20 protein-coding genes and 1 riboswitch are annotated in these 24,186 nt (G+C 27.1%); of the genes, 2 read left to right on the forward strand and 18 right to left on the reverse strand.

The annotated features are described in order from the left end of the window. Positions 1 to 44: 44 nt before the first annotated feature. From ACI48P_RS11715 to ACI48P_RS11750, 8 genes are all read right to left on the reverse strand, one after another. A complete protein-coding gene (locus ACI48P_RS11715) occupies positions 45 to 1,397 on the reverse strand; it encodes a tetratricopeptide repeat protein (RefSeq protein WP_475215887.1) in 1,353 nt (450 codons plus the stop codon). A gap of 133 nt (positions 1,398 to 1,530) precedes the next feature. Beyond that, complete coding sequence (locus ACI48P_RS11720; RefSeq protein WP_475215888.1) at positions 1,531 to 2,919, reverse strand: aldehyde dehydrogenase; 1,389 nt, start codon at positions 2,917 to 2,919, stop codon at positions 1,531 to 1,533. A gap of 161 nt (positions 2,920 to 3,080) precedes the next feature. Next, positions 3,081 to 3,674 (reverse strand): GAF domain-containing protein, encoded by a 594-nt coding sequence (locus ACI48P_RS11725; protein ID WP_475215890.1) that lies wholly within the window; start codon positions 3,672 to 3,674, stop codon positions 3,081 to 3,083. A gap of 44 nt (positions 3,675 to 3,718) precedes the next feature. Next, positions 3,719 to 5,200, reverse strand: coding sequence for a VanW family protein (locus tag ACI48P_RS11730; RefSeq protein ID WP_475215891.1), 1,482 nt, complete (start codon positions 5,198 to 5,200; stop codon positions 3,719 to 3,721). Between the two features lie 114 nt (positions 5,201 to 5,314). After that, on the reverse strand, positions 5,315 to 6,709 hold the full coding sequence (locus ACI48P_RS11735; protein ID WP_475215893.1) for a UbiD family decarboxylase: 1,395 nt from the start codon (positions 6,707 to 6,709) through the stop codon (positions 5,315 to 5,317). A 475-nt stretch (positions 6,710 to 7,184) separates the two neighbouring features. Then, entirely contained in the window at positions 7,185 to 7,409 is a 225-nt protein-coding gene (locus tag ACI48P_RS11740) for a hypothetical protein (RefSeq protein WP_475215895.1), read from the reverse strand. Positions 7,410 to 7,413: 4 nt separating this feature from the next. After that, on the reverse strand, positions 7,414 to 8,175 hold the full coding sequence (locus tag ACI48P_RS11745; RefSeq protein WP_475215896.1) for a protein phosphatase 2C domain-containing protein: 762 nt from the start codon (positions 8,173 to 8,175) through the stop codon (positions 7,414 to 7,416). 155 nt (positions 8,176 to 8,330) lie between these two features. Next, positions 8,331 to 8,612 carry a hypothetical protein gene (locus ACI48P_RS11750; RefSeq protein WP_475215897.1) on the reverse strand — a complete coding sequence of 94 codons (282 nt, stop codon included), beginning with the start codon at positions 8,610 to 8,612 and terminating at the stop codon, positions 8,331 to 8,333. 215 nt (positions 8,613 to 8,827) lie between these two features. Here ACI48P_RS11750 and ACI48P_RS11755 point away from each other — a divergent pair, with 215 nt between their 5' ends. After that, the gene (locus ACI48P_RS11755) at positions 8,828 to 10,630 is read left to right on the forward strand and encodes a peroxiredoxin (RefSeq protein ID WP_475215899.1); all 1,803 of its coding nucleotides are present in this window, start codon (positions 8,828 to 8,830) and stop codon (positions 10,628 to 10,630) included. A 104-nt stretch (positions 10,631 to 10,734) separates the two neighbouring features. Here ACI48P_RS11755 and ACI48P_RS11760 read toward each other — a convergent pair whose 3' ends face one another. Beyond that, a complete protein-coding gene (locus tag ACI48P_RS11760) occupies positions 10,735 to 11,343 on the reverse strand; it encodes a ribonuclease H1 domain-containing protein (RefSeq protein ID WP_475215901.1) in 609 nt (202 codons plus the stop codon). 187 nt (positions 11,344 to 11,530) lie between these two features. Beyond that, positions 11,531 to 11,704, forward strand: a riboswitch (Lysine riboswitch). Between the two features lie 125 nt (positions 11,705 to 11,829). On the opposite strand from ACI48P_RS11760, the gene nhaC reads away from it, so the two are divergent. Further along, positions 11,830 to 13,269, forward strand: coding sequence for a Na+/H+ antiporter NhaC (nhaC, locus tag ACI48P_RS11765; protein WP_475215903.1), 1,440 nt, complete (start codon positions 11,830 to 11,832; stop codon positions 13,267 to 13,269). Positions 13,270 to 13,438: 169 nt separating this feature from the next. Here the strand turns inward: nhaC and ACI48P_RS11770 are convergent, their stop codons facing one another. From ACI48P_RS11770 to ACI48P_RS11810, 9 genes are all read right to left on the reverse strand, one after another. Beyond that, positions 13,439 to 14,284 (reverse strand): lysophospholipase, encoded by an 846-nt coding sequence (locus tag ACI48P_RS11770; RefSeq protein ID WP_475215904.1) that lies wholly within the window; start codon positions 14,282 to 14,284, stop codon positions 13,439 to 13,441. A 220-nt stretch (positions 14,285 to 14,504) separates the two neighbouring features. Then, positions 14,505 to 15,863: an MATE family efflux transporter gene (locus ACI48P_RS11775; protein WP_475215906.1), complete on the reverse strand. Its 1,359-nt coding sequence runs from the start codon at positions 15,861 to 15,863 to the stop codon at positions 14,505 to 14,507. Between the two features lie 85 nt (positions 15,864 to 15,948). After that, on the reverse strand, positions 15,949 to 16,722 hold the full coding sequence (locus ACI48P_RS11780) for a MerR family DNA-binding transcriptional regulator (protein WP_475215908.1): 774 nt from the start codon (positions 16,720 to 16,722) through the stop codon (positions 15,949 to 15,951). Positions 16,723 to 17,141: 419 nt separating this feature from the next. Beyond that, positions 17,142 to 18,002 (reverse strand): RelA/SpoT domain-containing protein, encoded by an 861-nt coding sequence (locus tag ACI48P_RS11785; protein ID WP_475215910.1) that lies wholly within the window; start codon positions 18,000 to 18,002, stop codon positions 17,142 to 17,144. 23 nt (positions 18,003 to 18,025) lie between these two features. Further along, complete coding sequence (locus ACI48P_RS11790; RefSeq protein ID WP_475215912.1) at positions 18,026 to 19,480, reverse strand: DEAD/DEAH box helicase; 1,455 nt, start codon at positions 19,478 to 19,480, stop codon at positions 18,026 to 18,028. Between the two features lie 333 nt (positions 19,481 to 19,813). Then, positions 19,814 to 20,983 carry a hypothetical protein gene (locus tag ACI48P_RS11795; protein WP_475215914.1) on the reverse strand — a complete coding sequence of 390 codons (1,170 nt, stop codon included), beginning with the start codon at positions 20,981 to 20,983 and terminating at the stop codon, positions 19,814 to 19,816. A gap of 12 nt (positions 20,984 to 20,995) precedes the next feature. Beyond that, positions 20,996 to 22,270 (reverse strand): hypothetical protein, encoded by a 1,275-nt coding sequence (locus ACI48P_RS11800; protein WP_475215915.1) that lies wholly within the window; start codon positions 22,268 to 22,270, stop codon positions 20,996 to 20,998. Positions 22,271 to 22,272: 2 nt separating this feature from the next. Beyond that, positions 22,273 to 23,145 carry an ABC transporter ATP-binding protein gene (locus ACI48P_RS11805; protein WP_475215917.1) on the reverse strand — a complete coding sequence of 291 codons (873 nt, stop codon included), beginning with the start codon at positions 23,143 to 23,145 and terminating at the stop codon, positions 22,273 to 22,275. A gap of 291 nt (positions 23,146 to 23,436) precedes the next feature. Further along, positions 23,437 to 24,183: a hypothetical protein gene (locus ACI48P_RS11810; RefSeq protein ID WP_475215919.1), complete on the reverse strand. Its 747-nt coding sequence runs from the start codon at positions 24,181 to 24,183 to the stop codon at positions 23,437 to 23,439. Positions 24,184 to 24,186 lie beyond the last annotated feature (3 nt).

Here is a 24,186-nt window from a genome sequence, read left to right on the forward strand (position 1 = left end):
ATTAATTAAAACCAGTATGGTTAAAATTAACGCCTTAAATATCACTATTTTTCTTTTAATATTTCAGATACTCTTGAATTATTATACATACTATCAGGAACTTCACTTCTCATTCCATAGAAAGTATCCTTAGCCTTTTGTAGCTGCTTATTATTATAATATAACATACCTAATTGGTAGTATGAATCATCATAGTATTGATCTTCTGGTGTATATGTGTGTATATATTTTCTATAATACTTTATGGCTTCATCTACATTTCCTAACTGCTCATTAAGTATTGCTATTTGATAAGTAGATTCTGCCTTATATTTTTTAGTTTTTCCATTCTCAACTACTTTTTCAAAATAAGAAATAGCTTGCTCATAGTTTTGTGCAGCCTTTAATTGAAGAGCATTGTTATATAAAGTTTCCTCACTAGCTAGTACTAATTCTTTTTCTGTTTCTGTATTTTTTGCTTCATCTAATTCTTTATTTGTTTCATCTAATTTTTTATTAGCATCTTCCAAATCTTTTGAAGCAGAATCTAACTTTTCTTCTTTCTCACTTAATTTAGAATTAAGATTATCTAATTTATTTTTATAATTAATTGCAAAAGCACCCATACCAATAACTAAACATCCAATTACTGCATAAGGTATAATATTCTTCTTTTTAGCTTTTACAACTTCATTTTTTTCTTCTTTTTTTACTTCCTCATCCTTTGAGCTTGTTTTCTCATCAAAAATAGGGTTATCTTTGTCTATTTGCTTAAGCTTGTCTAAATAGATTTCTTTCTTTTTAACATTCCCAAGTTTTCCATATAAAAGTGCTAGTATTACATAAGGTTCTATTAAATTTTCATCTTCTACTATCATATTATCCAGTATTTGAATAGACTCATGGTTTAATTCCTCATTAATAAATCTAATTGAGTGATTATATCTTCCCAGGAATATATTATATTCTTCTGAAGAAAGTAAATCTACATACTTTCTTGATAGCTCATTATTTCCATAGCAAAGACCTGTATAAAAACTTTCAAAAGCCTTTGTAAAATCACACTTTAATAAAGTTAATAATCCCTTTAAGTTTAATATGTCTACATCCTTAGGATTTAATTCTAAAGCTTTACTTATCATATCTACAGCACTAGTTATATAGTTTTTATTTGCTAAATCAAGTGCATTGTTATATTTCTTATATGACTCTAACTTTAGCTCTTTAGAAGTTTCATCTGAATTATTATTTAAATCATTTTGCAGATTTAAAATTGTTTCTTCTTTATAGTTTGTAGTAACATAAGTTTGTTTTAATGCCTTTAATGTTTCATTAGTTTCATCTTCATCTATATTAAAAAAAGTTAAGTCACTTTTATTTTCATCTATTAATGATATGTCTAATACTTTTCTAGGCATATTTTCTATATCATTTTTAATACTTTGACCAAAAATACCAATCGCCTCCCATCAGCTTATATATATCTAAGATAACACAATTAATATTTTTAGTCAAAACTATACATATTTTGCCATTTTTCTGTAATAATTTCTACATAAATTTAAATGCTTTTTTTATTAATGCTAAACTTTTTTTAGAATATGGTGGATATTTAAACTTCATATCCACTTTAGTAGATGATTTAAGTACAGTTTTTTCATGTGAAAAAGTTTTAAAGCTTTGTTCTCCATGATAAGATCCTATTCCACTATTTCTTATTCCTCCAAAAGGTGCATTAGGATTTGTAATGTGCATTATCGTATCATTAATGCATCCCCCTCCAAAAGATAATGAATTTATTATTTCTTCTTCGAATTTTTTATCCTCAGTAAATAAATACATAGCTAAAGGATCTGGATGTTTATCTACAATACTAATTAAATCCTCAGTATTTTCAAATTCTAATATAGGAATTAATGGACCAAAAATTTCTTCTTCCATAACTTTGTCACTAAGTTTTACATTATCTAAAATAGTTGGCTCTATTTTTGAGTTTTCTAAATTATAATTACCACCATATACTACTTTTTCATAGTCTATTAGGGATAATATTCTATCAAAATGCCTTTTATTTATTATTTTTGTATAATCATCACTCTCTAGAGGATTTCCTTTATAAAATGTATTAATAGTATCTATCATTTTATTTATAAATTCTTTTTTAATAGATTTATGAGCAATAATATAATCAGGGGCAATACAAGTTTGGCCAGAGTTAAGTAGTTTTCCCCAAGCAATTCTCTTTGCACTTAATTCAATATCGGCATTTTTATCTACTATACAAGGACTTTTTCCTCCAAGTTCAAGGGTACAAGGTATTAATCTTTTTGCTGCTGATTGCATAACAATCTTACCAACCATTGGGCTTCCAGTGAAAAATATATAATCATAATCTTTATCTAGTAGGTATTTATTTTCTTCAATGTCCCCTTCAATAACAGCTATATATTTTCTCTCAAAATACTCGCCTATCATTTCCTTGATTACTTTTGACGTGTTTGGTGAAAGCTCAGATGGCTTAATTATACATGTATTTCCAGCTGAAATCGCACCAATTAAAGGTGATATACAAAGTTGAAAAGGATAATTCCAAGGTGCCATTATTAAACATAAACCATATGGTTGGCTATAAATATAACTTTTACCACCAGGGGAAGCCAATGATGACTTTACCTTTTTAGGCTTTGCCCAATTTTTAATATGTTTTTTTATATGCTTAATCTCCGAAAGTACAACTCCTATTTCCGTTTCATAAGCTTCAAACTCACTTTTACCCAAATCCATTTTTAAAGCTTTTAATATTTTATCTTCATAAGCTTTTATAGATTTTTCTAGTTTATCAAGTTGCTTAATTCTAAAATCAATATCTCTTGTAATATTACTTTTAAAATAATTTTTTTGTTCTTTAAATATAGAATCAATATCTGTGAATCTCTCCATGACTTTTCCTTTCTAAATATATACTTTTTTAAATCCTATCCTTTTTCTTTTATATTATGATTAACAAAGTTATTTAAGTATGTGAAGCTATTGAATAATTCATAATTTCTAATACTATAAAAGGGATGTTGCAATAAAGATTTTTATTGCAACTATCCCTCTTAATATTTAATATTAAACTTTTTTACTTTGCGATAAAGTGTAGCTATACCTATGTTTAGAGCCGTAGCAACATTTTTCATACCTTCTGTATTGCTGCCATATTTCTTTATTGCATTTTCTATAGCTTCTTTTTCCATATCATCTATGGACTTTATTTCATGTTTATATAATTCTTCTAGCTTAAAAGAAATTAAATCAGACATACTTTTTATTAACTCTGTAAGTTCTTTATCTTTAGATAATAAATTATTTTTTTGCTCCTCATTAAATGCTGCAATTCCTAATACACCTAGTATTTCATCGTTAAGTTTAACAGGTGTACAGATATCTGCTAGTTCTTTACATTTTTCTTTATTACAACATTTACTACAATGATCATCTACCTCTTTATTAAGAACATAAGGCTTACCATCTCTTAGAACTTGAGAATAAACTGACTCATTTGATATAGTTTCACCTATTTTTTCATTAAATATCCCAGTACCAGCAAGCCTTGTTAAATCTTTGCTAACTAAAGTAACATCTGCATCTAACACTCTAGAAATATTTTCACAAATATTTTGGATGTAGGCTGTAATATCATTTAACTTCATTTCAAAAACTCCCATCTGTTAATATTCCTTTTAGTAATCAATTTTTACTGTTGAGGTTGTTGAGGTTGTTGTGTTTCATTATTTTCTGGTTTTTGCCCATCTGGGTTAACTGGAGTTTCTCCCTCTGGTGTTTCTGGCTCTACAGGATCCGCAGGTTTTTCTGGTTCTACAGGATCTGCAGGTTTTTCTGGTTCTTCCTTCTCTAAAGTACCTATAGCCACAACCTCTTGTCTCTTAGGATATACTGATACAAGAACTTTTTCTTTTCTTAATACATTACCATTATCATCTTTATAAATTCTATATGTTGAAACTTTATAACCATTTCTACCTTTATCAATTACTTTTTCTTCTCCCTTAGGTAAAGAAGGATCCTCTACTTTCTTAACAGGAGTCTCCTCTACTTTATCTGTATTAGTCGATATTGATATGTTTTGCTTATCTTTAGAACTACCATACACTTGACAGATAATAGTGTTACCTGACATATAGTTTTTAATATACACTGGATGTTCTAAGTTATTTTTAAATACAAAGTCTAGACCTGTATCACTAACAACTGCATCTCTTCCCATATCAACATATCCTGATGGTATTGAGTGATTTCTTAACTGAGTATATTCAAGACCTGCATAAAGAGTAGCATTGAATAATGTTGAAGAAACCTGACAAACTCCACCACCTAAACCTTCTTGAAGTACACCCTGTACAATTACTGGTGCATATTGGTATCCATTTTCGGCACTTCTAAGACCTGTGTGTTCATTATAAGAGAATGTATCCCCTGGCATTAATAACACATCGCTAGTTCTTTCTGTTGCCAATCTTATATTTGTATGTCTTCCTGTAACTGGTCCAGTTACTTTAGTTGAATAACTACCAAGCACTGTATCCACTTCTTTTAAGTCTTCTTTTTTAATCTCTGGCTCAACATTTTCTACAACTATATCACTTGAAAATATTCCCTTAGAAATATCTTTATTAATATTTTCTATAGTCTTATCAATATTTACTTTCATTCCATCTTTTTCATCAGTAATATTTATTTGTGAGCCACTAATATTTATAGTTGAATTTTCTACTTCAACATCTATACCTTTAGCTATATTTTCTATTTCTTCTTTTAACTTATCTTCATTGTATTTAACTTCAAAATCTAATATATTTTTGTTATTAAAATTAGATTTTATTGTTAAATATAGATTTTCAAAAAAACTACCTTTTCTACTTAGCTTATATGCATTTTCTACTGTTTCATTGATATTATAAGAGAAATCTACTGTAGATGGTTCAATATTCCATACTTTATCTTTATAAGATAATTCAATATTATCCACATTGTGGTTTTTATCTAGTTTCTCAATTGCTTCAGATTTTGTTAATCCTCCAATATTTACATCGTCAATATAAGTATTCTTAACTATTTTATCTCCACTTATTTGTGCACACATAATACCTAAGAATAATAATATCGAGGCAAATATTACTCCAATAACAGTATATATTTTTCTCTTTTGGTTGTTCATTACTCTTCTTTCCCCTCGTACAAATTTTCCTCTACATATTTAAGTTAGATGTTGTAATAATATCTCCTTTAATAATATGTTAAAAAAACATTTGTTTTTTTCTGTCGTTTATATCTATTTGTATTCTTTCAAGCCATTCTTAGATATACTATAAATCTTTTTATCATACATATTAATGGCATAGACTTCTTTTTTTCTAAATAAGCCTTTATTAAGAACTGCATAGTAATAAGTATTCTTATTTTTTCCAAGCATATCATTTATACTTTCTTGACTATTAATATAGTCATTAGCCTTTTCTATATCAACAAATGAAATACTCTTATAACTATTTCCTTTATCTGAAAGTTTACTTTCTAGTAAAAATTTAGCTTCACCTTCACTAATCGCAAATTGAACACTTCCATCTTCTAACACTTTAAAGTATCCATCGCCTAAGTTTGAGTTGAAATCCTTTTTACCATCTTTATAAGAATATACTTTTTTTGTTTTTGCTTCTATTAATATTTCATCAATTAATGTTTCATATTCATACACTTCAACATAATAATATTTTTCATCACCTATCATTTGTTGAAATGAATTAACTGATATACTTTCTTTTTCCTTATCACCTTTTTTAACAATTATATTTACAATATCATCTGATGATAGTGTGTATAAAGACAGATTTTTCTTATATTCTTTCTCTAATGATAAAACTTCTTCATCATCACTGTAATAAGGCTTTAGATAGTCAATATATTGAAGCGCCTTCTCATAATTGCCTTTGGAATTATTATCTTTTGCTTCTCCAATATAATAATCATACATATCCTCAATACATTTTGATTTAGCTTTTTGAGCTAAGTTATAATATTTCTTATCTTCTTCCAATACCTTATCAAATCCTGTAATTGCTTCATAATACTTTTTAATTTCCTGATTTTTTACTGAACTTTCATAAATAGATCTAGAGTCATTAAGTATTTTTATTTGTTGTTTATATTCATTTAACTCGTTTCCAATAGTGCTTAAACTAGATGCTGAATTAATATACGAAACTGCAACATCATAAGTGATATTTTCATCCCTATACATTTCATTAACTCTTTTAGCTTGATCTATTATTTTATCTGAATCAATTTCAATTGCTTCTAGAGAATTAATCATATTTACCAAACCAATAAAATGTTCTTTATTAATTTGGCCATTGATATACTTATCTCCATTAGTTAATAATAACTTATTAATTTTCTTTGATACAGATTTGTTAAATCTATTCATTTTAGCTTCAGAAAACTCTTTTTCCACATCATTATAATAATTAATGGCAGCACTATACTTTCTTTGCTCTATACTATTTAATAATGCAGTTGATTCTTTACTGACACTTAGTTCATCACTACTTAAAAAAAATAGTACTAGTAATACTATTAACCCTAACAGTGACAATGAAATGGTAGCTATATACTTTCTTTTCTCATCTATAAAGTCTACTGATTTATCAAACAATTCTTTGAAGCTCATTCTATTTCCCTCTCCGTTTTACAATATTTACATAAGCATTTTGATATTTATTATATCATATCTATAAAGTATTTACATATATTTATAGATTAAATCAAATCATGTTTCTAAATATTTTATTATAAAATTTATTCTATCATAAAATAAAAAATTCGCTTTGCTCATTTCGCCAACGACTTCATCAGTTGCTCAAAATCTTTTTTTACGCTCAAAACCCGTTTATTGATATTACTTAGGTTCAAAAATTACCCACATAATTCGAAGTATTATAATATCCTTAAGCATAAAAAAGTGCCCATGACAGGCACACATATAGAAGTAGTAGGGATTCTACTTACTACTTCATATATATTTTAATATAATTTTAAATTATTAAACATAAGTATATTTTACTTATAAAATATATTACACTAATTTTGATGCATTCTTAAATGTAGCAAATGTATCTGTATCTTCCCTTTTACCACTCCAGTATTTATGTTGTTTCAATTTTTCTGTTGCCTGTCCCATTTCCATCGCCACAATGCCATGCATTTCTATTAAATGGTATCCCTTGTATAGCCTCTATGTCACCAACTACTACATGAAAACTAACTTCATTATTATTGCTTATCATATAACTTATTTCATTTTTACCTGTAGCACCTTTATCTATATTATAATGCCCCCGACTAGTGAAACTTTTATTAGTCGGGAGCATTTATTTATTTTAGACCTACAAAAATTATACTAATGTCATCTTGGGTCACATCTTTACTTAACTTATTTAGATAATTTTTATAATTATTCTTAAGACGTGCTTTAGAAAAAATATTACTATTATATTTTGAAATAGTTTTTTGCAAGCTATTGTACATATCTTCATCTGAAAAATATGAGTTTTCATATCCATCAGTAAAAAGTATTATCCAATTAGGATTATCCTCTTCTTTATTATTAATTTTTAAATCATATACCATATTAATATAAGCTTCTTCTCTTCCAAAAGAATCAACAACTTGTTTTTGAGGAACATCTAATACCTTCCTAAATTTTTCATTTACTTTTTCTACTACTCCCCCATCGCCAATCTTCAAATATAGCCTAAAACTATCACTTATTAGTGCCGCTATTAATGTTGTAGAATATTTTATATACTCAGTTTTAAAAACCACTGGATATGTTTTCTTATAATGTTCATTGACCATATTATTCCATTTATCATTTATTTCTTTTTGTATTTCTCCATTATCTAATTTCTCAAGCAATAAATCTAGTTTTTTAGGAATATTCTCTAATACTTGTATTGCTACCTGACATGCAAACTTTGAACCAATATCACTATGCTTAAAATAACTAGTACTATGACCATCAGCAACTGCACATATCACTCCATTATCTATTATTTTATAATCAACATAATCTTGCGATTTAGATCTTTTAATTTTATTTTTATAACCAACTATACTTGCATCAAATATATCCATAAGTAACCTCCTGTAACATTCAATCTATTCCATACTTATTTCTTATTAAAATAAAAATGAATTTATACACAAATACTTACTTTAAATTAATAAATAAATGATTAATATATAAAAATGCAATAAAAAAAGCACAATATTTACATGTGCTTTTATTATTATGATATTTTTCTTCTTGATTGACTTGTTTGTTGTTTTCTTTGTCCTATATTTTTATTAGCTTTTGCTCTATTTACAACTCTCTTTTTCTTTGAGAATATTTTCTTTGAGTCAAATAGTATTAGCCCTAAACTTAAGCATGCAGTCAACACCCATGCTATAGTAAAGTAATAATCTAATCGAACAAATATGCCCATAATAGCGTTTATAATTATTAATGCAAAAGTTAAAGAAAAACATATTGCCGTTGACGTTAAAATAATTCTTAGGACTTTTTTCAACCCATTCACCCCATATACTAACATATATTTACAATTCTACTTTATATAATAATATCAAATAAGTAGAAAAATATCAATTTTTATTGTGGTATTTTGTTGGAAAAAGAACAATTTTTTTTCTACAAATTTTGCACTTGCTTTTCTTAGTAACACTAGTTATCTCTAATTAATACAATAGATTAAATAATATTTTCTTTAATTAAGGGGTGATTTTTATGCCATGTCTGCCAAGTTTAGGATCAAAAGCTCCTGATTTTACTGCAAATACAACTTTTGGACCTATAAAATTATCAGACTATACAGGAAAATGGGTGGTTCTATTTTCCCATCCTGGTGATTTTACACCAGTTTGTACTACAGAGTTTTTATGTTTTGCAAAGTACTATAAAGAATTTAAAAGTAGAAATACAGAGCTACTAGGATTAAGCATCGATAGTAATAGCTCTCATTTAGCATGGGTTTATAACATATATTGTCATACAGGAGTTGAAATACCATTTCCAATAATTGAAGATCGAGACATGCAAATATCAAAATTGTATGGAATGATTTCTGAGCCTATGAGCAATACATCTACTATTCGTTCAGTTTTTATAATAGATGATAAACAAATACTAAGAACTATTCTTTATTATCCATTAACTACAGGTAGAAATATCCCTGAAATACTTAGAATTATAGAAGCTTTACAAACAAGTGATAGAGATAATGTTGTTACTCCTGCTAATTGGTTCCCAGGTATGCCTGTAATCCTACCATATCCTAAAACTTACAAGGATTTGAAGGCTAGAGTAAAAAATTGTGATAAAAAATATTCTTGCATGGATTGGTATTTATGCTTTGTGCCTGATAATAGAGATAATTCTTTAGAATCTGGTGGCTATGACTATTTACCTAACAAAAACATGAAAAACAAAAAAGTAAAAAAATCATCAGAACAAAATTCATCCAGACCTCAGATAGAGGATATCAATAACCAACCATATGATGTCAATTTCTGTCCAGATGTAGCTCCTATAGTTATGGAATATGTTTTTGGTAATCCTAGAAACGTAGACCCTAAATTACTAGATGCCGTTATATATGCTTTTGTAGAAATAAAACCTGATGGTACTTTATATGTTCCTACACCAAAATATTTAAATGAATTACTAGCTTTAAGAAAGACAAAGCCTGAATTAAAAGTCATTGCCGCAATAGGCGGATGGGGTGCTGAAGGATTCTCTGATGCGGCTCTTACACCTGCTTCAAGATATAATTTTGCAAGACAAGTAAATAAACTTATAAATCAATATAAACTAGATGGAGTTGATATAGACTGGGAATACCCTGCTGTAGGTGCTGCAGGTATAAAATCTAGACCAGAAGACAGAGAAAACTTTACATTACTTCTTACTGCAATAAGAGATGTAATTGGTAATGATAAATGGTTAAGTGTTGCCGGTCCTGGTGATAAAGGTTATATTACAAGAAGTGCAGAAATAAATAAAATTGCACCTTTATTAGATTATTTTAATCTTATGAGCTATGACTTTACTGCTGGAGAAACTGGTGAACTAGGTAAGAGACATCAAGCAAACCTATATGAGTCAAAACTTGCTCTTCCTGGTTATAGCGTTGATATATGGGTTAATAACTTAGAAGCAGCTGGTATGCCTCCTGAAAAAATATTATTAGGAGTTCCATTCTATGGAAGGCTAGGTGCAAAGGTAACAAAGACATATGATGACCTTAGAAAAAATTTCATAAATAAAAATGGATATGAATTTAATTTCGATGAAGATGCTCAAGCAGTATATCTAATTAAAGATGGACAGTTTGCAATGTCCTATGATGATCCTCTATCAATATACCTTAAAGGACAATATGTTCTTAGAAATTGCTTAGGCGGTATATTCTCATGGACATCACCTTATGACCAAGCAAATATATTAGCTAATTCTATGGATTTAGCAATAAATGATCCTGAAAAACTGCAAGATGAAGTTTTAAATAGCTATGGTGATATTTTAAAATAATTTATATATAATACTTGTTAAATAGGCATGAGAAAAATCTCATGCCTTTTTATAATTCAAAATACATATTATATAATAAATAAAACTTCTATAAATAATTTATTTTATATTCCTAAAGCTCTTTTAGCTAATTTATCAGCTACTTCATTATACTTGTCTCCACTATGCGCTCTAACTTTTACGAATTTAACATTAAGCTTTTCTTTTGCAGCATCATAGAATTTTTTATATTCTATAGTTCCTTCTTTATTAGTTTTCCATACACCAGTGCACCACTTTTCTATTCCTTCATAATCAAAGTATAATATTAAATTTTCTATATTATTCTCTATACAATACATCATAGCTATTTTAGATGCTTCTATCTCCCCCGCTACATTTCTCATACCTACTAAATCTTTATCATCACCTTTAACACTAAAAGTTTCTTTTACTTCACCATTTTTAAGAATTACAATACCTGAACCATATGCTTTTAAAGAGTGTTCATAACTTCCATCTACATATGCTTCTATTGTACTTTCTTCATTTTCAAATTTTATAGTTTGTTTGCCATAAACATACTCATTTGCTTCTTCCATAGTTGGAAAACTTTTATACTCCGCGCCTGAAAATCCATTTACTTGTTCTTTACATGCATCCCAAGTGTTAAAGATACCTATTTTCTTACCTTTTCTAACTGCATAATATTTTTTTTTACTCAATTTAACCACTCCTATATATAAAAGATATATCTATCCATTTTACTTTCAACCATCACAGGTACTACTTATTGTATAATAAATGAATATTATTTGAAAGGTATATTATTTTACTTTTTTCTACATTTTTTTCTTTTCCTATTTGCTAACCTTTTAATTTTGTGCTATAATCCTACTTAACAAATAAATATCGGATATAACTAACGGTAGAGGTTGCATTATTAATAAGTAGTTTTGTGGAGTTAAGCACGTAGAAGCAAGATAAAAGGTAATAATGCCGAAATATGTAAGTAACGCTTTAATTCTTACATGTTGGGGGCATACAAAATATGTATGTCACTGTCACATTAATTTGTGGAGGGCTATCTTTAGATTAAGTATAATGTTATGTTTTCGCATACTTATGTCTAGGGTAGAATTTCTTTCGCCCTAGACTTTTTTATTTCCCTAAATTCTTCAGACCGTTATATTCGAGTAAAATTTAAGGGAGGATTCACAATGACATCAAGAACAAAAAGACAAGCAACATTATTTGACTCATTACTATGTATAGGATTTCTAGTATCAGTATTAGTTACATGCTTAGTAATATTAAAGGATTATGAAATATCTGCTCATATCCCATTAGTTATAGGTGGTATATTTGCCGGTTCTATAGCAGTTTTTAGATTAGGATTTTCATGGAAAGAATTAGAAGAAGGAATATTATCTACTATAAATATGACAATGTCTTCTATTCTTATACTTTTAGTAGTTGGTATGCTTATAGGAACTTGGATACTTTCAGGAATAGTTCCAAGTATGATTTACTGGGGTCTTAACATATTATCTCCAGGTATATTCTTAGTAGCTTCAACATTAATATGTGCAATAGTATCAATAGCTACTGGTTCATCTTGGACTACAGCTGGTACAATAGGTATAGCTTTATTAGGTATAGGTAGTGCCCTTGGTATACCTGCTCCAATAATAGCTGGTGCTATAATATCGGGTGCATACTTTGGTGATAAAATGTCTCCATTATCAGATACAACAAACTTAGCTCCTGCAATGGCTGGAACTACATTATTTGAACATATAAATCATATGTTATATTCAACAGTTCCTGCTTTAGTAATAGCTCTTATTTTATATGCTATATTAGGATTCAAATATGCAGGTGCACAAATAGATACTTCACAAATAACTCAAATACAAACTGCATTAGCAGGAAATTACAATACATTATCTCCATTATTACTTTTAGTTCCAGTAGCTGTAATAGTTATGGTAATATTTAAGGTTCCAGCAATACCTGCTTTAATAATGGGTACACTACTTGGTGGTTTAGTTTCAGTAATATTCCAAGATGCTTCAATAGCAGATGTAATAGTGGCTGCAAAAGGTGGTTACGTTGCAGATACAGGAATGGCATTTGTTGATGAACTACTTACTCGTGGTGGTTTAGATAGTATGTTAGGTACAGTTTCACTTATGTTATGTGCTTTAGTTACTGGTGGTATACTTGAAAAATCAGGAATGCTTGAAACTTTAGCTGCTGCAATATTAAAAGTTGCAAAAGGAACATTCGGATTAATATTTGCTACAATATTTACTTGTATAGGTACAAACTTAGCAGTAGCAGATCAGTATTTAGCTATAGTTATTCCAGGAAGTATGTATAGAGATGCATATAGAAAGCAAGGCTTAGCTGCTAAAAACTTATCTCGTGCTTTAGAAGATAGTGCAACTATAACATCACCATTAATTCCATGGAATACATGTGGTGCTTATATGTCAGCTACTCTTGGAGTTGGATCATTTGCATTCTTACCATTTGCATTCTTTAACTTACTTTGTCCTATAATATCTTTAACTTTAGCTGCTACAGGATTTGGTATAACTAAGTTAGATGAGTCAGAGATAAACGAAGATACAGAATTACAAGAAGCAATTTAACATCAATTAATGATTTAAATATATATATTATTAAATAGGGTACTGTAGATAAGCTTGTATTCACACAATCTTATCTACAGTACCCTATTTTCACTTTATTCTTTTATACTTTAATTGTTCTATATAAATAATTTTTATAAAAATATTTAGTATACTTAACTATATATTTTTAAGTATTTTTAGCTAGTTTATCTTTTTCTATATATTTTATTTCTTTTCTTATCCAATTATTAATATCCATTAATACTTCATCTTTATTAACATCATTTAATATTTCATGATACATTTCTTTATAAATCTTTAATTTCTTATACTTAGAACATATATCATTAAACAATATTTTTGAGTCTTCCGGATATACTATTTTATCTTCTCCACCATGTAATATTAAAGTTGGATACTCAAATTTGTGACTATTTTCTTCAATATATTTTATTGCTTCATTACACTGTATAAACATACTACCACTTATTTCTTTTGCCACCAACGGATCATTATTATAGTCATCTACGACATATTTAATGCTACATATCAAATTAGAAAGAGAGTTTTCTACCATTTCTTCAGGTTTTAAATTACAATTAGATGACATTATACCTGCCTTATCTACTGTAACACCCGCTGATAAAATAATTCCATCTACTTTATTTGGATATTTTATACCATATAAAGTAGCTATCATTCCACCCATGCTATGACCTAATATGAAAATAGGAAGATTTTCATTTTCACTTCTTATTAGATCTACCACCTCATCTACATCACTTGGGAATTTATTGTAATCATCTATGTATATTTTCTTTCCCCCTGATTTTCCATGCCCTCTATTGTCAAATCTGTACACACTGTATTTATAATTATTCAACTTTGAAACTACATAATCATATCTACCACTATGTTCTGCTAATCCATGCACTATTAATACTACTGCCTTTGCATTTTCTACTGTATCTCTAGCTATATTTAACTCAACGCTATCATAAGTTTTATACATTTGGTGTTTACTTAAAGACATAAAGGACCTCCTCTTATATTTTGGTTTCTTCCTTACATACATATTTCTATTTCATTGGGTTTATTCCTTCACTATTTTGTATGAAATATAATTCACATACTAAATATAAAAATTTTATTCTCTCAGTCTACCAATTTGCTAATCACTTTATGAAATACTATAATTTCCGCATACATAAAAAAGAGCTATTTCTTATTGAAATAACTCTTGTTAATTATATTTAATTTCCACTATGCTGCACTTGTTTGTTTGTATCAACAGTAGTATTCTTTTCTTTCTTTAGTAATCTAAATCCTATAAAGAAAGTCATAATCTCTGCAAAAGGTACACTCATCCATATACCATTTATTTTAAATATCATAGGTAATATAAATATTCCTATAACTATAAATATTATCCCTCTAGATGCTGCTACTATTACTGAGTCTTTAGCATTTCCTATAGATGTAAAAAAACCTGAGTTTACTATATTAAATCCATTCATAAAGAATGCAAATGCATATATTTTAGCTCCTACTGATGCTATATCTAATATTTGATTATTTCCTTGAATAAATATCATAACTAAGTTTCTTCCAAATATAAATAATGCTATGAATATTATAGTTCCTATCCCTATTATAACCTTTGAAGATAATTTCAAGATTTCATTAACTCTATCATAGTTTTTACTTCCATAATTGTAGCTTAAAATTGGTCCTATACCATCTGATATACCAAACATTATAAATGTTCCAAATTGTGCTACATAGTTTATAGCAGTAAATGCTGCAACTCCTGATTCTCCTGCTATTTTCATAAATGCCATATTAAATAAATACGCACTAACAGCAGTTGCTATTGCATTTATTCCTTCTGATGAACCATTATATATAACTGGGTATATAACAGATTTATCAAATCTACCTTTAAATATGTTTATTATATTTGACTTGCTTAAAACTGGCCAAACTACAACTAAAAATGCTGATGAATAAGATAATCCTGTTGCAATTGCAGCTCCTTCCATTCCAAGGTTTAATTTATATATTAATGCATAATTTAGACTTATATTTACAAATAAACTAAGTATCATACCTTTAAAGTATAAATCTGGCTTTTCTAATATTCTATTTGTAAACCCAAATAAGAACATTAATCCCATTGGAATTGTAAATATAGAAAGTGTTTTAATATATTCTGATACATCTTTCATTAAAATATCACTAGCACCTAGTGTTTTAGCTATATGCTCATTAAATGTTAATCCGAATACTGTTATCATAGCTCCTGCAGCTAAAATAAATATAACAAATGTCTTAAATACATTTTGTGCTTTTTCTACTTCACTATCACCTAAACTAAGCCCCATATAACTTTGAGACCCTACACTCACAATCATAGCTAAAGCTATAATAAGTTGCATAAATGGCTGAGCTATATTTACACTTGCCATTGCATTTGGTCCTAATATGTTACCTACAAACATACCATCTATCATAGTTTGCATTCCTGCTATTACCATAGATACTATTGCTGGGATTGCAAATTTAATGAATAATTTAGATGTTTTTTCAGTTAATAATATATTGTCTTGCATTATAATCACCCTCTCTTCTGATACAATTTATTTCTTTATGATTACAATACAATAATAAAGTCTTGACCTGTTCTAGAGTCAAGACTTATTTTTTATTTTCTATATATATTTTTACAAAGTAAATACTTTCATTATTTCTTTTAAATAGAGTAAACATACACTCTATAAATATATTTATATTTTTATAATATTCTTCTTTTCCATAAATTTGTTCTATAGTTTTAATTATATACTTTTCTATATTCGCTATATTTTCTTTAATTGTTAAAGTTATATAGCTTCCAATGTACTCTTTTTGTTTGTAAGGTAGAGAGCTATCTATAATTTCATTCTCTATTTCAAATCCCAGCATATTTTCATCTGCTATTATAGTTTTATTGTCTATGTCATTTATTTTAAATATTAAATTTTTCTCTTTTATAAAACACCCAAAATGTCCATAATCATTTTGACTAAAGTATATTACTTTTTTATTTATATATTCTTCATTTAATTTAATCTCTTTATCATTTTCAAAATTTCTCATTTTAATGGTTGTATGTATAGAATTTTGTATTTCTTTTCTTAAATTCTGTAAATAATCTATTTTTTCCTGTAATAATCTATTATGCTTTTCAAATAATTCTATATAGCTATTTTCATCTTCTTTTTCTATAGTATCTTTTATGTCTTTTATAGGTATTTCAAGCTGTTTTGCTATAAGTATTATTTCTAGTAATTCTATTTCTCTTATTGTGTAATATCTATATCCATTTTCTTTTTTTACACTTGGTTTTAATAAATCTATTTTATCATAGTATCTTAATGTATCATGACTTATGTCATACATCTTTGTTACTTGCCCTATAGTAAATAGCACTTTTATTCCTCCAATTATTTTATTATGTATATATTATCATAAATCTCTTACCTAATATTTATAAATTTTTATTGCTGTTGTAATAGCTTTATTATATTAAATTGTAATTCCCTAGTATATTAACTTTTAATATCTATTGAATTTATTATCCTTCATCATTTTCATGCTAAGACCTATTGCCTTAAATACTCCAACATCTTATTGGTCTACTTATATATACGTATTCTATTACTACAATATTGAGTAATAAATTTTATTTACTTAATACCTGTGTAGATGAAATACTTCATTCTCACTGAGTTAAATGGTATTACTTATGTATAGAACTTATTCTAAATTATTGTGCTGATATAGTTCATTTAAAAGTAAAAAAGAGTGCCATATTTAGCACTCTTTAAAATATATCAATATAAATTATACTAAGCATTTAATATATCATTGATTTCATCTAATAAATCATTTTTTACTTCATCTGAAATAGACTTATTATTATTTATTTTGTTTTTTAGTGTTAGTAATTTGGTATCTTTATTATTAATTTTACCTTGGCATTCTATAGTTATATCATTAAAACTTTTGCTTAACATATTTATTAAGGATGCCATTTCATCAGAGCTACCAGCTATTCTATTAAGTAACATAAGATTTTGCTCTAATAGTTCTGGTATTTTATCTAATGAATATCTTAACTGATGATCTATTTCACCATAACCTTCTTCAAATATTGTTCTAACTTGAACTTCTGCAATAACCTTACTAGAAGTTGGATATGATTCTACTAAATAGTGCACTGATCTATATCCTGATAGTCTAGAGCAAACTTCTATTCCCAGCTCTTCAAATTTCTTTGTATTATCGCCTTCTCTTATGTTTGCTACTATCTCATTTACATTCCACATTTGACTAATAAAGTTATGTATCTCTTCCCAGTCCTCTTTAAAAATATGAATTACCCTTATTCCTAATAAGTCAGTTATTTCATCTTTGTAGTTCTCAACTGTAAAATTAAAATCTTCACCATATTTTTTTCTTCTATCAACAGTTTTTCTTATAACTTTTTCTATAAGATGACTTGCATCCTTTACTCTTGTTTTAACTGAATGAACTTTATGATGACCCCTTAGTATATTTGCTATTAAATCAGCTTGAGTCTCATAACTTTTTCTATATTTATTAAAGTCATCATATATCTTTTCAAGTTCACTCCATTCTATATTATTTTCTATTAAATAATTTTGATCTATTTTATATTTATTAAGAAATTCTTCCTTGTACAGCATCTTTAGTCCCTTCTTTGATCAGCTTAGTTTTGATTGTCCCTTCTTACTTTTACCATTTTTTTCTTAATACTTATTTCTTTGTATTTTTTTACTATTAGTTCACCTTTATGATTTAATATATCTACATAAGAGCATAAATCTTGAACATCTATTACACCTATGTCTTCTCCTAATATTCCAGGAATATTACTAAATGCTCCAACTATGTCAATGACTCTTATTTTCTTTTTCTTACCTGCATTTAAGTATATTCTTGTCACTTCACTATGAACTTTTTTATCATCTTTGATATTTTTTCTTTCTTTTACTAACTTTTTAGAGCTTTCATCAAAACTTATTCTACCTTTTTGAATATCTTCATATTTTATTTCTTCAATAATTTCTATCTTCTTATCAAGGTATTCTTCTATTTCTTCAAAGTATTTTTCATCTTTAGAACTTACAATAGTTATAGCTTTTCCAAAGCTATCTTTTCTACCAGTTCTTCCTATTCTATGTACATAGTTTTCTTTATCACGAGGTACGTCATAGTTTATTACTAAAGAAATATCATCTATATGAATTCCCCTAGCAGCAACATCTGTACTTACTAATACCTTAAATTTACTCTTCTTAAAATCTTTAATAATAAATATTCTCTTATCCTGAGACATTTCACCATGTAACTGACCGACTAAAAACTTGTCTTCTTTCATCTTACTGTATAATCTCATAACTCTTTCTCTTGTGTTACAAAATACAATAACAGTATCTGGATTTTCAGAATGAATAATATTTTTAAGAGTTTTATATTTATCCTTTTCTTCAGATTTAATAACTCTTTCATTTATTTGATTCTTATGTATTTCTTCTTTATATTCAATTTCTATTAATTTATGGCTTTTCATATATTTTTGACAAATAGTATCTATATTATTATCAATGGTTGCAGAGAACAAACCTTTGATACAATCTCTAGGCATTTCATCTAATATTTTTTCCATATCCTCAACAAAGCCTTTATTTAGCATTTTATCAGCTTCATCTATAATGAAAAAATTAATATTTTCTAAGCTAATAGTTTTTCTTTCTATGTGATCTATTATTCTACCTGGTGTAGCTACTACAACATGTACTCTTTGCTTTAATTCTCTAATTTGTTCCTTTATTGGTTGCTTACCAAATATAGCGCTGCATCTAACCTTCTTCAGCCTACCAATATTAGATATTTCTTCTTTAACTTGCAAAGCTAATTCTCTAGTAGGTACTACTATAAGTGCTTGTACATTTGTGTTTTCTATGTCTATACTTTCACATATTGGAATCCCAAAACTAGCAGTTTTACCACTTCCAGTTTTAGATTTTACTACTAAATCTTCTTTATCTAATAATCTAGGTATTACTTCACATTGTACCTTTGATGGATTTATATAATTTAAATTATTTAATGCTTTTAATATACCTTTATCTAGTTTAAATTCTGTAAATTTTTTATTCATTTTCTACCACCTTAGCTGTTACATTCTTTTTTTATTATACCATAATTACTATGTTTAAATATTTTTTCAATTATAATTAAACTTATTCATTCCCTATATGTAAAAAACTTAAACTTGACATTTATATATATTAAATATGTATAAATAAAAGATTCGCTTCGCTCATGTCGCCAACGACTTCGTCCGTTGCTAAAAATCTTTTTTTACGCTCAAAACCAGTTTATTGATATTACTTAGGCTGAGAAGTTATCCATATAATTCGAAGTATTATAATATCCTTAATCGTAAAAAAATATATTGACATAAATTTATGCCAATATATTTTTTAGTAATCTAAATTTTAATATCACAATTTTTTTCTTTTTTATATCCAAGTAATATTAGTATTGTTCCCACTGTAATACTTATAGCTAATAATATTGGTAATGTATACTTAGGTACATAAACGCTAGTACCAAGTGCCATAACATCCATTAGGTCTGATAAAACTGGACTTATTGAAAATAATATTGGTATTTGAATACCTATAAGTGCAATATAGTTTATTACTTTAGATGATACAAACATTGCTATAGCCGAGTACACTAAAGCTAATATATAAGTAATAACCACAGAAAGTATTATATACTGTCCAAAGGTTAAATCAAACCATGATAATACATCACTAAACACTGAGTTTATGCTACAATCCCAAAACATTAAAGTGTTGTTTGATTTATATATTGCAAAGAATACTCCTAGCTGAGTAGTTACTATAATAGTTGTTGATATTAATCCACTTATTATCTTTTTCTTAAATAACTTACGCCCTATCTTTGAGCTGTATTGAATATAGTTTACTTTGTTTCTATTATCACTACTAAATATAGGTGATATCATTATTGCTACACTTATTAATATAAGTGTTGTTACACCCATTATTAAATCATTATAGTTTCTAAGTATTACAAAGTTGAGTGGAGAGTTTACTTGTTCACTATTTATGACTTCATTTTGTCTTTCTAGTTGTTTTTTATTTAAGTGTTGAGATGCTAGACCTGTCCAATTTGGCTTATCTTCATATCTATCTATTTCATAATCTATCGCTTGTAAATCCCAAAATACAGGTACATTTTCTTCAAACATTATCTTTGAATGTAAATCATTTACTTTTTTCTCTATATCTGTAGGATTTTCTCTAGATACACTTTCTATAAATTCATCATAAGTCGATATACCTAAGTTTATAGCTTGTTTATTGCTTAATAAGTAATCCCTTGCTTCTTTATATTTTTCTTCTCGTATATTTTTATAGTCTTCAAACTCTTTTTCATCCATAGATGTACCATACTTATTCAACATAGTTACTGCGTTGTTATAGTGTTGATTCATAGGCTGTCCATTTGGAAAATGCTCTATTTCAAAGTATATAAATAAGTTCCATATTAGAAAGCTTGCTACTATTACTACAAGTATATTGGTAAGATTAAAAATCTTTTTTATTTCATTTGTTATTATCCTCATATACTACTCTCCCTAGTTTATATCTATTTTCTTAAATCTTCTTATTATTAATTTACTTCCAATCACTGATATTATAGTCCATGCTGATAGTGTTATAAGCTCGTAGTACTTATTCAAATTAAAAGGCCCTCTTTGCATAAAGAAACTATCAGGCGATAGTATTAAGTTGAATACATCATATCCTACTTTAGTAATTAGTGGTGATGATGTACTAACTAATGATGGTATCATTATACAGATTCCAAATACTATGAAAAATACGAAGAATACTATATAACTATTTTTAACTATCTTAGATATTATTAGCGTGATACATGCAAATATAGGTACACAAACTAATATCACTAAAAGTGATAATCCTAAATGCTGTATAAATGTTATATTAAACCATCCTATGTATGGCAGTTTGTAATCCCAATTAAACGCACTATTTATAGGCACGTTTAGTACACTATTATAATCAAAGGTTATAAAGTATGCTAAAAGTGTAATTCCAAGTACTATAATACTTACAAGTAATGATGCAAACACACACACTAGTAACTTATCTTTTACGTTGTTTCTACCTCTTTTTGTTGTGTAAATCAAAAGGCTTGTCTTATTATCAAACTCATAATTTATTAAATATGTACTTATTAGTACTACTAATATTACTATTTCAAATATACAAGTTCTTATAGTATCTTTATATAATAGTTTGTGAGTTTTAAAAAGCTTTCCAAAGAAAAAAAAGTTTTTATGTTCTTTATTTTCTTTTATTTCCTCAAACCTAGTCTCTAGCTTTTTGTAGTTTTCTCTTATTTCTTTTTCTATCTTACCTTTTATATCGAAAGCTTTTATTTGAGACTCACCTACATTTTTAATATTTATATTTTCGTATTCTTCTACTGTTTTCATAGCTATGCTTGAATAAAAATCTAGTGCATTCGCTTCTATAAAAAATTGTTTTTCTTCTTTAGTAAAAGTTTTATTATCATAAATACTATAGTTATATTCTTCACTTTCTATAAAATCTGCTATGCTCTCAAAAATCTTATTTAATTTGTCTTTTGACATTTTATTTATTTTTTTAAGATTTAGCTCACTTTGAGAATTCATTTCCTCTAATGTATTTTCAATTATCTCGGAACCAAAGTCTCCAATAATCTTATTTATAGCTCTTATGTCATCTTTTATATATGAACTACTAATAATATTCATAATGTTAAAAAGCACAAATAATACAGTAAGTGCTAATATTACAGGAGATGTTATGACTTTTTTTAATTCATATAACTTAATATTCATAGCTATACCCCTGTAACTTCATCTTTATATTCATATAAAAATACATCTTCTAAACTTGGATATACTAAGCTCCATCTTTTATCGTACTTATCTTCGCATATAAATCTTATTTTCATTTTTCCATTTTCTTGTTTTTCTGATAGTGAGAAATACTTCTTTCTAAAGTCTATCATTTGATTATTTTCTATTTCTGTTTCAAATACTTTTCCATGTATTTTTTTACAAATATTTTCTATTTTATCTTTGTACAGTAGCTCCTTGTCCTTTATCATTACTACTTCATTTGATATAGATTCTATGTCTGATACTATATGAGTAGATACTATTATTATTCTATCTCTTGATAGCTCACTAAGTAGATTTCTAAATCTTACTCTTTCTTTTGGATCTAGCCCTGCTGTTGGCTCATCAAGTATTAGTATTTTAGGATTGTTTAAAAGAGCTTGGGCTATTCCTACTCTTTGTACCATTCCTCCTGAAAATTTTCTCATTTTTTTATTTCCTACTTCTCCTAGTCCAACTAGTTTTAGTAGTTCTTTAATTTTTTCATCAGTTTTATTTTTATCAATACCTTTTAATGCTGATATGTATGATAAGAATTTTATTGGAGAATAGCTCTTATAGTATCCAAAGTCTTGTGGCAAATATCCTATTATATCTCTATATTCTTCATCTAGATTTTGAATGTTTTCTCCGTTATAAAGTATTTCTCCGCTTGTTGGGAAGTTTAGTGTTGCTATCATTTTTATTAAGGTAGTCTTTCCTGCTCCATTTGGCGCTAGAAGTCCGTATACTCCATTTTCAAAATCCATGTTTATATTTTTAAGAGCACAAAAGTCTCCATAGTTTTTGCTTACATTTTTTATTGCTAACATATTTACCTCCGCAATTATTTATAGTTTTAATCATATGATTTCTACTTTTATAGATCTATTATTCTTATTTACGTTTATGATACTTTTCAGGCCTTTGTTGTTTTTCTATTTATATATTCGTAATAGATTTTAATATAGTTTTACTTTTTTAAAAATATTTTCATATTATTTTTATTGAATTTTATAGGTTTATTAGATTCTATAGGCTTTGATATATATACTTACAAAACACTTTATATATTGCTACTCGAAAAAACTCTAGCCATTATTTGCTAGAGTTTTGGTTTCTTATTATATTTCTAAATTTAAATTTTTATATACTAATAATTTTTTTATGTTCTTTATATATAAGAGAACTGCACCTATACTAACTATACAATATACATAAGTTGGTATATTTGAAAGTATTTGATTATATAAATTTAAGTCGCTCATATAAAGTATACCATTGAATCCTATCCACCCAAATACCACAAAGTACTTAGTTATTATGTTTTTTATATTTAATAATGAATATAGTACCAATGTTGAAAATAAAAACAGTGAGCTTATTGATATCATTATTCCTTTTATAAATACTATCCTATCTACAATAATCATTATTATAGCTGTGTTTACTAATATACATACTATACTAAATACTAACATCCTAAGTGCTGCCACTTGAAAAATATTATATTTACAAACCATTTCTACTTGATACGTATTATTTTCTTTAATATTTATATATGAAAATACAGCATTTGTAAAATATATTAATGGTGATGTCATAAATATAAATGCATATAAGTTTTCTACACCTAAATCTGATTCTCGTATTATATTTTTTGTTATTAGTAATATTATGCCTAGCATAAGCATTCCTACAAATGTTAACTCTGATATGTCATGAAATATGTATTTAAACCCAATAGACTTGTACATGTTTTTTATATGACTATAAAAACTTTCTTTTTCCTTTATACTCTGTTCAATTATATTGTTTATTTGATTTTCTATTTCAAAATCACTTGGCATATCTATATAAAATTTATCCATTGT

This window comes from Romboutsia sp. LXY-2 (assembly GCF_056171995.1).

Coding starts and splice junctions, on each gene's coding strand:
- ACI48P_RS11715 (WP_475215887.1), bottom strand. CDS start 1,397: ATGCCTAGAAAAGTATTAGACATATCATTAATAGATGAAAATAAAAGT.
- ACI48P_RS11720 (WP_475215888.1), bottom strand. CDS start 2,919: ATGGAGAGATTCACAGATATTGATTCTATATTTAAAGAACAAAAAAAT.
- ACI48P_RS11725 (WP_475215890.1), bottom strand. CDS start 3,674: ATGAAGTTAAATGATATTACAGCCTACATCCAAAATATTTGTGAAAAT.
- ACI48P_RS11730 (WP_475215891.1), bottom strand. CDS start 5,200: ATGAACAACCAAAAGAGAAAAATATATACTGTTATTGGAGTAATATTT.
- ACI48P_RS11735 (WP_475215893.1), bottom strand. CDS start 6,709: ATGAGCTTCAAAGAATTGTTTGATAAATCAGTAGACTTTATAGATGAG.
- ACI48P_RS11740 (WP_475215895.1), bottom strand. CDS start 7,409: ATGCTCCCGACTAATAAAAGTTTCACTAGTCGGGGGCATTATAATATA.
- ACI48P_RS11745 (WP_475215896.1), bottom strand. CDS start 8,175: ATGGATATATTTGATGCAAGTATAGTTGGTTATAAAAATAAAATTAAA.
- ACI48P_RS11755 (WP_475215899.1), top strand. CDS start 8,828: ATGCCATGTCTGCCAAGTTTAGGATCAAAAGCTCCTGATTTTACTGCA.
- nhaC (WP_475215903.1), top strand. CDS start 11,830: ATGACATCAAGAACAAAAAGACAAGCAACATTATTTGACTCATTACTA.
- ACI48P_RS11770 (WP_475215904.1), bottom strand. CDS start 14,284: ATGTCTTTAAGTAAACACCAAATGTATAAAACTTATGATAGCGTTGAG.
- ACI48P_RS11775 (WP_475215906.1), bottom strand. CDS start 15,863: ATGCAAGACAATATATTATTAACTGAAAAAACATCTAAATTATTCATT.
- ACI48P_RS11785 (WP_475215910.1), bottom strand. CDS start 18,002: ATGCTGTACAAGGAAGAATTTCTTAATAAATATAAAATAGATCAAAAT.
- ACI48P_RS11790 (WP_475215912.1), bottom strand. CDS start 19,480: ATGAATAAAAAATTTACAGAATTTAAACTAGATAAAGGTATATTAAAA.
- ACI48P_RS11795 (WP_475215914.1), bottom strand. CDS start 20,983: ATGAGGATAATAACAAATGAAATAAAAAAGATTTTTAATCTTACCAAT.
- ACI48P_RS11800 (WP_475215915.1), bottom strand. CDS start 22,270: ATGAATATTAAGTTATATGAATTAAAAAAAGTCATAACATCTCCTGTA.
- ACI48P_RS11805 (WP_475215917.1), bottom strand. CDS start 23,145: ATGTTAGCAATAAAAAATGTAAGCAAAAACTATGGAGACTTTTGTGCT.
- ACI48P_RS11810 (WP_475215919.1), bottom strand. CDS start 24,183: ATGGATAAATTTTATATAGATATGCCAAGTGATTTTGAAATAGAAAAT.